The organism is Mycobacterium sp. (assembly GCF_049280035.1).
Lineage (GTDB): Bacteria > Actinomycetota > Actinomycetes > Mycobacteriales > Mycobacteriaceae > Mycobacterium.
The window spans coordinates 1-11,398 of sequence record NZ_JBAPPI010000490.1; the positions used below are offsets into that span (position 1 = coordinate 1).

At 67.4% G+C, this 11,398-nt stretch carries 5 protein-coding genes; 4 read left to right on the plus strand and 1 reads right to left on the minus strand.

The genetic code is table 11. The features are described 5' to 3' along the window. Both WAN71_RS16020 and WAN71_RS16025 read left to right on the plus strand, forming a co-directional pair. Positions 1-1,744, plus strand: a 1,744-nt coding sequence (locus WAN71_RS16020; RefSeq protein WP_422226274.1) for an arabinofuranosyltransferase, incomplete at its 5' end; no start/stop codon positions are given. A 20-nt stretch (positions 1,745-1,764) separates the two neighbouring features. Then, a complete protein-coding gene (locus WAN71_RS16025; protein ID WP_422226276.1) occupies positions 1,765-5,022 on the plus strand; it encodes an arabinosyltransferase domain-containing protein in 3,258 nt (1,085 codons plus the stop codon). A 282-nt stretch (positions 5,023-5,304) separates the two neighbouring features. Here the strand turns inward: WAN71_RS16025 and WAN71_RS16030 are convergent, their stop codons facing one another. Continuing rightward, the gene (locus WAN71_RS16030) at positions 5,305-6,708 is read right to left on the minus strand and encodes an MFS transporter (protein WP_422226277.1); all 1,404 of its coding nucleotides are present in this window, start codon (positions 6,706-6,708) and stop codon (positions 5,305-5,307) included. 229 nt (positions 6,709-6,937) lie between these two features. Between WAN71_RS16030 and WAN71_RS16035 the strand changes: the two genes are divergently transcribed. Next, positions 6,938-10,216, plus strand: coding sequence for an arabinosyltransferase domain-containing protein (locus tag WAN71_RS16035; RefSeq protein WP_422226275.1), 3,279 nt, complete (start codon positions 6,938-6,940; stop codon positions 10,214-10,216). A gap of 59 nt (positions 10,217-10,275) precedes the next feature. After that, positions 10,276-11,398 (plus strand): arabinosyltransferase domain-containing protein (locus WAN71_RS16040; RefSeq protein WP_422226278.1); only part of this gene is annotated, 1,123 nt, incomplete at its 3' end.

Here is an 11,398-nt window from a genome sequence, read left to right on the forward strand (position 1 = left end):
GGTGTCGTTGTCCGCGTTCGCGGTCGTCACACTCGCGATGCCGCTCGGTGCGACCAAGCTCTACCTGTTCGGCATCTCGGTCGACCAGCAATTCCGCACGGAGTACCTGACGCGCCTCGCCGACACCGCGGGCCCCCACGACATGACCTACATCGGGCTGCCGCCGTTCTATCCGCCCGGCTGGTTCTGGATCGGCGGGCGCATCGCGGCGCTGACCGGCACTCCAGCGTGGGAGGTGTACAAGCCGTGGGCGATCACCTCGATCACGATCGCCGTCGCGGTGGCGCTGGTGTTGTGGTGGCAGATGATCCGCTTCGAGTACGCGCTAATCGCGACCACGGCGACCGCCGCGGTCGTGCTGGCCTACAGCTCCCCGGAGCCGTACTCCGCCATGATCACCGTGCTGCTGCCGCCGGTGCTGGTCCTGACCTGGTCGGGCTTGCGCGGCGGGACCAGCGAATGTGAAGCTGGCCGCACACTGGAGCCCGAACGTGAAGCTGGCCGCACAGTCGGCGACGGCCTGGCAGCAAGACACGGGTGGGCCGCGGTGATCGGGGCCGGGATATTCCTGGGCTTCGCGGCGACCTTCTATACCCTGCTTCCCGCCTACAGCGCATTCACCGTCGTGCTGATGGCGCTGTCGCTGGCGGCAGCCCGCTGGCGCGACGGCATCAAGGCGGCGTTGGATCCGCTGCTCCGGGTGGCCGTCATCGGCGTCATCGCGGCGGTCATCGCATCGACCACCTGGCTGCCGTTCCTGTTGCGGGCGACCCGTGACCCGGTCAGCAACACCGGCAGCGCCTTTCACTACCTCCCGGCCGACGGCGCCGAGCTGACCTTCCCGATGCTGAAGTTCACCCTGCTCGGCGCGCTGTGCATGCTCGGCACGCTGTGGCTGGTGGTGCGGGCCCGCTCATCAGTGCGGGCGGCCGGCCTGGCGATCGGGGTGCTGGCCGTCTACCTGTGGTCGCTGCTGTCCATGCTGACGACGCTGGCGCGCACCACGCTGCTGTCGTTTCGGCTGCAGCCGACGCTGACGGTGCTGCTGGCCACCGCCGGCGTTTTCGGTTTCATCGAAGTCGCGCTCGCGTTGGCGGCTCGCGGCCGAGAGCACGCCTGGGGCCGCAGCGTGCTGCCGGTTGCGGCCGCGATCGGACTGGCCGGGGCGATCGCGTTCAGCCAAGACATCCCCGACGTGCTGCGGCCCGATCTCACCATCGCCTATACCGACACCGACGGCCACGGCCAGCGCGGCGACCGCCGCCCGCCCGGCTCCGAGAAGTTCTACCCGTCGATCGACGCGGCGATCACCCGGGCGACCGGAAGGCCGCGCGACGAGACCGTGGTGATGACGGCCGACTACAGCTTCTTGTCCTACTACCCCTATTGGGGCTTCCAGGGGCTGACGTCGCATTACGCCAACCCGCTCGCGCAGTTCGACAAGCGGGCGGCCGCGATCAACAGCTGGGCCAAGCTCAAAACCCCCGACCAGTTCATCCACGCGCTCGACACGTTGCCCTGGGCGCCGCCGACGGTGTTTTTGCTGCGCCACGGCGGCTCGGCCGGCGCGACCAGCAGCTACACCCTGCGGCTGGCCGAAGACGTCTATCCCAACCAGCCCAACGTCCGCCGCTACACGGTGGAGCTCAACGCCGCGTTGTTCGCCGACCCCCGGTTCACCGTCACCACCATCGGCCCGTTCGTGTTGGCCATTCGCAAGCCCAACTACCATCAAGCCCCGTGAGCCGCGCCGTCGACGATGTAGTGGGGGAACCTCCCGCTTGCGGGGGACGAAGCGCAGAAGATACGCGGCGCTCACAGGCTGACACGGGAGCCAACTACCGGGCCGCCCGGGTCGTCGCCGTCGTCGCGGGTTTGCTCGGGGCCCTGCTGGCGATCGTAACCCCGCTGCTGCCGGTCAAACAGACCACCGCTCAACTGAACTGGCCGCAGAACGGCGTGCTCGGCAGCGTGGAAGCGCCGCTGATCGGCTATGTGGCTACTGACCTGACCATCAGCATTCCCTGCCAGGCCGCCGCCGGGCTGGCCGGGCCCGGCAACACCGGCAAGACGGTGTTGTTGTCCACGGTGCCCAAGCAGGCGCCCAAGGCCGTGGATCGCGGCCTGCTGATCGTGCGCGTCAACGACGAACTCGTACTCGTCGTGCGCAACGTCCCGGTGGTCACCGCGCCGCTGAGCCAGGTGCTCAGCCCGGAGTGTCAACGGCTGACCTTCACCGCGCACGCCGACCGGGTCACTGCGGAGTTCGTCGGCCTGACCCAGGGACCCGACGCCGAGCATCCCGGCTCCCCACTGCGCGGCGAGAAGAGTGGCTACGACTTCCGGCCTCAGATCGTCGGCGTCTTCACCGACCTGAGCGGACCGGCGCCGCCCGGCCTGACCTTCGCGGCGACCGTCGACACCCGCTACAGCAGCAGCCCGACCACGCTGAAGATGGCCGCGATGATCCTCGCGGTGGTGCTGACCGCCGCCGCCCTGGTCGCGCTGCACGTCCTCGATACCGGCGACGGGACCCGGCACCGCCGCTTCCTGCCCGCGCGCTGGTGGTCGATCGGCACGCTCGACGCTCTGGTCATCGCGGTGCTGGTGTGGTGGCATTTCGTCGGCGCCAACACCTCCGACGACGGCTACATCCTGACCATGGCCCGGGTGTCCGAGCACGCCGGCTACATGGCCAACTACTACCGCTGGTTCGGCACGCCCGAGGCCCCGTTCGGCTGGTACTACGACCTATTGGCGTTGTGGGCCCATGTCAGCACCACCAGCATCTGGATGCGGCTGCCGACCCTGGCGATGGCGCTGACCTGCTGGTGGGTGATCAGCCGCGAGGTCATGCCCCGGTTGGGTCACGCCGTCAAACAAAACCGGGCCGCGGCGTGGACGGCGGCAGGGTTGTTCCTGGCGGTCTGGCTGCCGCTGGACAACGGGCTGCGCCCCGAGCCGATCATCGCGCTGGGCATCCTGCTGACCTGGTGCTCGGTGGAACGCGCGGTGGCCACCAGCCGGCTGCTGCCGGTTGCGATTGCCTGCATCATCGGTGCGCTGACCCTGTTCTCCGGGCCGACGGGTATCGCCTCGATCGGCGCACTGCTGGTCGCGATCGGACCGCTGCGAACGATCCTGCACCGCAGATCCAAACAATTCGGCTTACTGCCGTTGCTGGCGCCGCTGCTGGCCGCGGCAACCGTCACGGCCATCCTGATTTTCCGTGACCAAACGCTGGTCGGTGAGATCCAGGCCAGCATGCTCAAACGTGCGGTCGGGCCCAGCCTGAGTTGGTTCGACGAACACATCCGCTACGAGCGGTTGTTTATGGCCAGCCCGGACGGGTCCGTCGCCCGCCGCTTCGCGGTGCTGGCAGTTGTTCTGGCGCTGGGCATTACGGTCGCCATGTCGCTACGCAAGGGCCGCATCCCGGGTACCGCTGCCGGGCCGAGCCGTCGCATCGTCGGCATCACCACCATCTCGTTCATCGCGATGATGTTCACGCCCACTAAATGGACCCACCACTTCGGTGTGTTCGCCGGCCTCGCCGGGCCACTGGGCGCGCTGGCCGCGGTCGCGGTGACATCGGTTGCTATGCGATCGCGTCGCAACCGAACCGTGTTCGCCGCCGTCGTGCTGTTCCTGGTGGCATTGTCGTTCGCCAGCGTCAACGGCTGGTGGTACGTCTCGAATTTCGGTGTGCCCTGGTCGAATGCATTCCCAGCCTGGCATTACGCCTTTGCCACCGCGCTACTCGGCCTGACCCTGCTGGTGCTGCTGCTGGCGGGCTGGTTCCACTTCGTCGCGACGGACAACGGGACGCCGAGAAACACCTCGCTGGCGCGAATCATCCAGTCGCCGTTGGCAATCGCAACATGGCTGCTGGTGGTATTCGAGGTGATGTCGTTGACGTTGGCGATGGCCGGCCAGTACCCGGCCTGGACAGTGGGGCGGTCTAACCTCGAAGCGCTGGCCGGAAAGTCCTGCGGCCTGGCCGAAGACGTCCTGGTGGAGCAGGATCCCAACGCCGGCATGCTGGCCCCGGTGACGGGACCGGCCGGCGACGCGCTCGGCGCTGGCCTCTCAGAAGCCTTCTCGCCCAATGGGATTCCGGCAGACGTCCGCGCCGACCCGGTGATGGAACGTCCCGGCGATCGGAGTTTCGTCAACGACGACGACAAGACCGCCAGTAGCCAGGCCGGCACCGAAGGCGGCACCACGCCTGCTCCAGGGATCAACGGTTCGCTCGCCCAACTGCCCTTCAGCCTGGACGCGAGGCGCACACCAGTGCTGGGCAGCTGGCGATCGGGGGTCCAGGTGCCGGCTCACCTGCGGTCGGGCTGGTACCGACTGCCCAATCGCGACCAGGCGGGGCCGCTGCTGGTGGTGAGCGCCGCCGGACGTTTCGACCCTCACGAGGTCCAGGTGCAGTGGGCCACCGACGCCGACGCGGCCGCGGGCAAGCCCGGCGGCTCTTTCCAGTTCGCCGACGTCGGCGCGTCGCCGGCCTGGCGCAACCTGCGGCTCGGGTTGTCCGCAATTCCCAACAGCGCCACTCAGATTCGCCTGGTCGCCAACGACGAAGACCTGGCCCCCCAGCACTGGATCGCGCTGACGCCGCCGCGAATCCCGAAGCTACGCACGCTGCAGGACGTCGTCGGCTCCGCCGATCCGGTGTTCCTGGACTGGCTGGTCGGGCTGGCATTCCCGTGCCAGCGCGCGTTCGGCCATCAGAACGGCGTCGACGAGACGCCGAAGTGGCGCATCCTGCCGGACCGATTCGGCGCCGAGGCCAACTCGCCGGTGATGGACAACAACGGTGGCGGGCCCTTGGGCGTGACCGAGTTGCTGGTGAAGGCGACCACGGTCGCGACCTATCTCAAGGACGACTGGTCCCGGGACTGGGGTTCGCTGCAGAAGTTGACGCCGTATTACGCGAACGCACAACCGGCCCGCCTCGACCTCGGATCGACCACACGCAGTGGCCTGTGGAGCCCGGCGCCGCTACGCCAGTAGCGGGCAGCCGGCGCACCAAGTTTGAAGATGTCGACCTGTCCCGGCCATTGCATTACGGCCTCGAGAGGCACACAAGTAACTTGAACACCAGCGACAGGGCGGTGCACGACCCTGAAATCGGATACGCCGGTGATATCACGCACCGCCAAGGCGTATCGGTGATATCGCATGTGCCCTCAAAGCGAAAACAGGCACTGTGCCCGACTCAGTGACAGCTGGGGCTGTTGTGACCGAGCCTTCGCAAGCTTGCCCAACCCAGTCGGTGAGATCGGTTGCGCTCAGTTAGAACGCCACCAGCCGCCGGCGGGCTCGAAAAGCGGTGACACAGGCGGTGAGGGCCAGCAAGGCGAAAACGGTAAACGCCGAGTGAGCCGCTGCCACCCCACCGCCGTCGGAGATGTTCACCACGACACCGGCCAGCCCGGCTCCGAACGCGCCGAAGATCAACTGCACCGAGTTGATCGCGGTAGCGGCCGTGCTGCCCTCAGCGGGGTCGTCGATGTCGGTCATTGCCCACTCCGACAAATGCGGGTAGGCGGCGCCGATGCCAAGCCCAACGGCCAGCAGCGCCGTCGCGCACAAGATGACGATGCCGACCGGTGCGCCTTGGACATGGCTCACGCCGGCCATCGCCAGGCCGATTGCCATCACCAATGGTGCCGCTATCACCACACCCACGATCGTGCGTGCTCTGTTCAGGGAGCCGCTGCCCAGCCCGCTGATCGTCCAACCGATCGACAGGGCCGCGCCCAACAACCCGGCCATCATCGGCCCCAAGTGGGCCAACCGCTGGCCGAACAACGGGACATACAGGTCCACCTTGGTCGCGGCGACCAGCAGTCCCAGGGTCAAATAGACCCACTTCAACGGGCCAAATCCGAAGACGCTGGCGGGTAGCACCGCCGTGGGCATTCGCCGGTCAACGACCAGAAACATTCCCACCAGCACGGCGCCGACGATCAACAAACTGGCGGTCGCAGTGAAGTTACGCGGCAGCGACGCCACGCTGACCACCAGCGCCGCAGCGCCCAACAGAACTATCGACGGCACCGGAATCCGTGCCGGGACGCGATCGCTGCCCTGCTCGCACTCGTTCGCCGACAGCACGCCAGGCACCAGCACGGACATCGCCACACTCAACATGGCCAGCCCGCCGAACGCCCACCGCCACGCGCCGAACTGCGCGAAAAGGCCGCCAAGTGCGGGGCCGAGTAGCGCACCGATGCCCCACGTCGCCGACGCCATCGCCGAAGCGCGACTCCACAAGTAGCGCGGCAACACGGCGTTGATCACCGCAAAACTGAGGCCGCACAGCAGACCGCCGGCCAGCCCTTGCAAAAAGCGGCCGGCCAGCAAGACCTCCATGTTCGGCGCTGCCGCGCAGACCAGGCTGCCAACACCCAACACCGCGAAGCCCATTAGATAGGACACGGATGAGCCGATGCGATGCAGCAGCGAATTCACGGTCGCCGCGGCGACCACCGACCCGACGAGGTACAAGGTCGTCACCCAGGCATAGATCCGCTCGCCGCCGATCTCATTGATCGTGCTGGGCAGCATGCTGATCGTCAGGAACTCGTTGGTGGAATAAAGCACCACGCCCCCGGCGACCACAGCTGATGTCCGCAGATACCGGGTGCTCCACAACTCACGCCAGTGGCCGGTGGTGAATTGTTTCGAATCTATTAAATGCACCACCGCTGGCCCACTAAACCACGTTTGTCCGGAGGAGTCGAACGGCCTTGGAAGGCGGGTCCGGCATCTCGGTCGAACCAATTCAGCGCGTTCGACGCACGGACCTGCACCGTCATCGGGACGCTCGCCGGGTCTTTGGTTTACGTCACAAAAACGCTTAAAGCCCGCCACGCGGGCTGCATCGTCGCCGGACGAACGCAGTCGCCTACCATCGTCCCTCGTGCCCCACGACGAAAGTGAGCGATCGACGCGTCAGCTCGCGCGGTTGATCGCCGTCGTCGCGGGGATCGCCGGTGTGCTGCTCTGCGGCCTGGTTCCACTGCTTCCGGTCAAACAGACCACTGCGACAATCCTGTGGCCGCAGGGTCTGGCAGACGGGCACGTCACCGATATCACCGCACCGCTGATGGCCGGGGCGCCGCGAGCACTGGACATTTCCATCCCGTGCGCGGCGATCGCCACCCTGCCCGCCGACGGCGGCCTGGTGCTCTCGACGCTGCCGGTCAACGGCTTTGAGACCGGCAAGCACGGGCTGTTCGTCCGGGCCAACAAGGACAAGGTCGCCGTCGCGTTCCGCGACTCTGAGGCCGCCCACGCCGCCCGCTCGGCGGTGACCTCCGGCGCCTGCAGCGTGCTGCACATCTGGGCCGACGCCGGCGTTGCGGGCGCGGACTTCGTCGGGATACCCGGCGCCGCAGGCACTCTTCCGCCGGAGAAGAAACCACAGGTCGGCGGGATCTTCACCGACCTGAAAGTGCCTGCGCAGCCGGGATTGTCGGCCCGCATCGACGTCGACACCCGGTTCATCGTGGCCCCCACCCTGCTCAAGAAAGGCGTGATGGCCCTGGGCGGGCTCGCGGTATTGACCTCGATCGTCGCGCTGGCTTTCCTCGACCGGAGGTCGGGGCGGCGGATGCCGCGCAACCGGGGACGCTGGCTGCGAGTCGGGGTCGCCACCTGGGTCGCCGACGTGGGTGTGATCGCGACGCTGCTGCTCTGGCATGTCATCGGCGCGATCTCGTCGGATGACGGCTACAACCTGACCATCGCCCGCGTTTCCGGGCAGGCCGGATATCTGGCCAACTACTACCGGTTCTTCGGGACGACCGAGGCGCCGTTCGACTGGTATCCCGCTGTGCTGGCGCACCTGGCGGCGGTGAGCACCGCCGGCGTGTGGATGCGGCTACCGGCCACGCTGGCCGGGATCGGCTGTTGGCTGGTCATCAGCCGGTACATGCTGCGGCGGTTGGGGCCGGCGCGGGGTGGCCTGGCCGCCAACCGAGTGGCGGTGTGGTCCGCGGGAGCGGTGTTCTTGGCCGCCTGGCTGCCGTTCAACAACGGGCTGCGGCCGGAGCCGCTGATCGCTTTGGGCGTGGCGGTCACCTGGGTGCTGGTGGAAACTGCGATCGCCACCCGGCGGCTGGTGCCCGCGGCAGTGGCGATCGTGGTGGCGATGTTCACCGTGACCTTGGCGCCGCAGGGATTGATCGCCATCGCGGCACTGCTCACCGGCGCGCGAGCGATCGCCCGGATGATCGCGCGGCGCCGGGCGTCCGACGGTTTGTTGGCGCCATTGGCGGTGTTGGCGGCGTCGTTGTCGCTGATCACCATCGTGGTGTTCCGCGCACAGACGCTGGCCACCATCGCCGAGTCGGCACGCATCAAATATGTGGTCGGGCCGACGATCGCGTGGTACCAGGACTTCCTGCGCTACTACTTCCTCACTGTCGAAAGCAACTCCGACGGCTCGATGACCCGGCGCTTCGCCGTGCTGGTGCTGCTGTTCTGCCTGTTCGGCGTGCTGGTGGTGCTGCTACGGCGCGGCCGGGTGCCGGGGCTGGCCGGCGGCCCGGCCTGGCGGCTGATCGGGACGACCGCGATTGGCCTGCTGCTGTTGACGTTCACGCCTACGAAGTGGGCCATTCAGTTCGGCGCGTTTGCCGGTCTGGCCGGCGCGCTCGGCGCGGTCACCGCGTTTACCTTCGCCCGCATCGGCCTGCACAGCCGACGCAACCTGACGCTGTACATCACCGCGTTGCTGTTCCTGCTGGCGTGGGCGACCTCCGGCATCAACGGCTGGTTCTACGTCGCCAACTACGGGGTGCCGTGGTTCGACATCCAGCCCGTCATCGCCAGCCACCCGGTGACGTCGATGTTTTTGACGCTGTCGATCCTGACCGGGTTGCTGGCCGGCTGGTACCACTTCCGGATGGACTACGCCGGGCATACCGAAGTCAAGGACAACCGGCGCAACCGCGTGCTGGCCTCCACCCCGCTGCTGGTGGTCGCGACGATCATGGTCCTCGGCGAGGTGGGTTCGCTGGCCAAGGGCGCGGTGTTCCGCTATCCGCACTACACCATCGGCAAAGCCAATTTGGCCGCGCTCAGTTCCGGCCTTTCGCCGTCCAGCTGCGCCCTGGCCGACGACGTCCTCGCCGAGCCCGACCCCAATGCCGGCCTGCTGCAACCAGTTCCGGGTCAGCAATTCGGACCCGCGGGCCCACTCGGCGGAGTCAACCCCGTCGGTTTCAAACCCGACGGGGTCGGTGACGACCTGCAATCAGACCCGGTGGTGACCAAACCCGGACTGGTCAATTCCGACGCCTCACCCAACAAACCCAACGTCGCCTACAGCGACTCCGCGGGTACGGCCGGCGGTAAGGGCCCGGTCGGGGTCAACGGCTCACACGCCGCGCTGCCGTTCGGCCTGGACCCCGCCCGCACCCCGGTGATGGGCAGCTACGGCGAGAACAGCGTCGCTGCGCACGCCATCTCGGCGTGGTACCAGCTACCGCCGCGCACCCCGGACCGGCCGCTGCTGGTGGTCTCCGCCGCCGGCGCGATCTGGTCGCACGATGAGGACGGCACACTGAACTACGGCCAGCGGCTGTGGGTGCAGTGGGGGACCGCGGGCCCGGACGGCGCCACCAAGCCACTCGGCGTAGTGGAGCCAATCGACATCGGTCCGCGGCGGGCGTGGCGCAACCTACGCGTGCCGCTTGCGGGGGCGCCGCCGGAGGCCAACGTGGTAAGCATCGTCGCCGACGACCCCAACTTGAGCTCCGACCAGTGGTTCGCGTTCACGCCGCCGCGGGTACCGGTACTGCAGAAGCTGCAGCAGCTGATCGGGTCGCAGGCCCCGGTACTGATGGATATCGCGACCGCCGCCAACTTCCCATGCCAGCGGCCATTCTCCGAACACCTTGGCATCGCCGAACTTCCGCAGTATCGGATCATGCCCGACCGTAAGCAGACGTCGTCGTCGTCGAACCTGTGGGAGGCGTCCAAGTCCGGTGGGCCGTTCCTGTTCACCCAGGCGATGCTGTGGACCTCCACCATCCCCACCTACCTGAACGGCGACTGGTACCGGGATTGGGGATCGGTGGAGAAGTACAACCGACTCGTGCCGGCTGATCAGGCGCCGAACGCCGCCGTCGACCAGGGTGTCGTCAAGGTGTACGGCTGGACCCGCCAAGGACCGATTCGAGCACTCCCTTGACAGTGACCACGACGGCAGACCCCACGGCCCCCGAAGCCGGCGCACGCGATGTGCGGGTGATGCGCTGGGTCGCGACGATCGCCGGCCTGATTGGGTTCGTGCTGTCGGTGGCAACACCGCTGCTGCCGGTCGTGCAGACCACCGCGACGCTGAACTGGCCACAGCAAGGCCAAATGACCAATGTGACCGCGCCGCTGATCTCGCAGACACCGGTGATGATGACGGTCAACGTGCCGTGCGCGGCGGTGCGCGCGATGCCGGCAGGAGGCGGGATGCTCCTGGGCACCGCCCCGAAGAAGGGCAAGGACGCCACGCTCGACGGTTTATTCGTCAATGTCACGAGCAGCCGGGTGGACGTCACCGACCGCAACGTGGTGATCGAAAGCGTGCCGCGGAGCCAGGTGAACAGCCCGCAGTGTCAGCACATCGAGATCACCTCCACCCGGGCCGGCACGTTCGCCACCTTCGTCGGGCTGACCGACGCGGCAGGCAAGCCGGTCAGCAGTGGCTTCGCCGATCCCAACCTGCGCCCGCAGATCGTCGGCGTGTTCACCGACATGACCGGTCCCGCCCCGCCGGGACTGCAGCTTTCGGCGACCATCGACACCCGGTTCTCCACCACGCCGACGACGCTGAAGCTCACCGCGATGCTGCTGGCTATCGTCGCCACCGTCGTGGCACTGGTCGCGCTGTGGCGACTGGACCAACTGGACGACCACCGGATGCGCCGGCTCATCCCGGCCAACTGGAGGTTCTTCAGCTGGACCGACGCCACGGTGATCGTCGCTTTCCTGCTGTGGCATGTGATGGGAGCCAACTCGTCGGACGACGGCTACATCCTCGGTATGGCTCGTGTCGCCGACCATGCCGGCTACATGTCCAACTACTTCCGCTGGTTCGGCAGCCCGGAGGACCCGTTCGGCTGGTACTACAACTTGCTGGCGCTGATGACCCATGTCAGCGACGCCAGCATCTGGATCCGATTGCCGGACTTGGTCGCTGGGCTGGTGTGCTGGCTGCTGCTTTCCCGCGAGGTGCTGCCCCGGTTGGGACCGGCAGTGGCCGCCAGCAAGCCGGCGATGTGGGCGGCGGGCATGGTGTTGCTGGCGGCGTGGATGCCGTTCAACAACGGTCTGCGCCCCGAGCCGATCATCGCGGTGGGCTCGCTGATCACCTATGTGC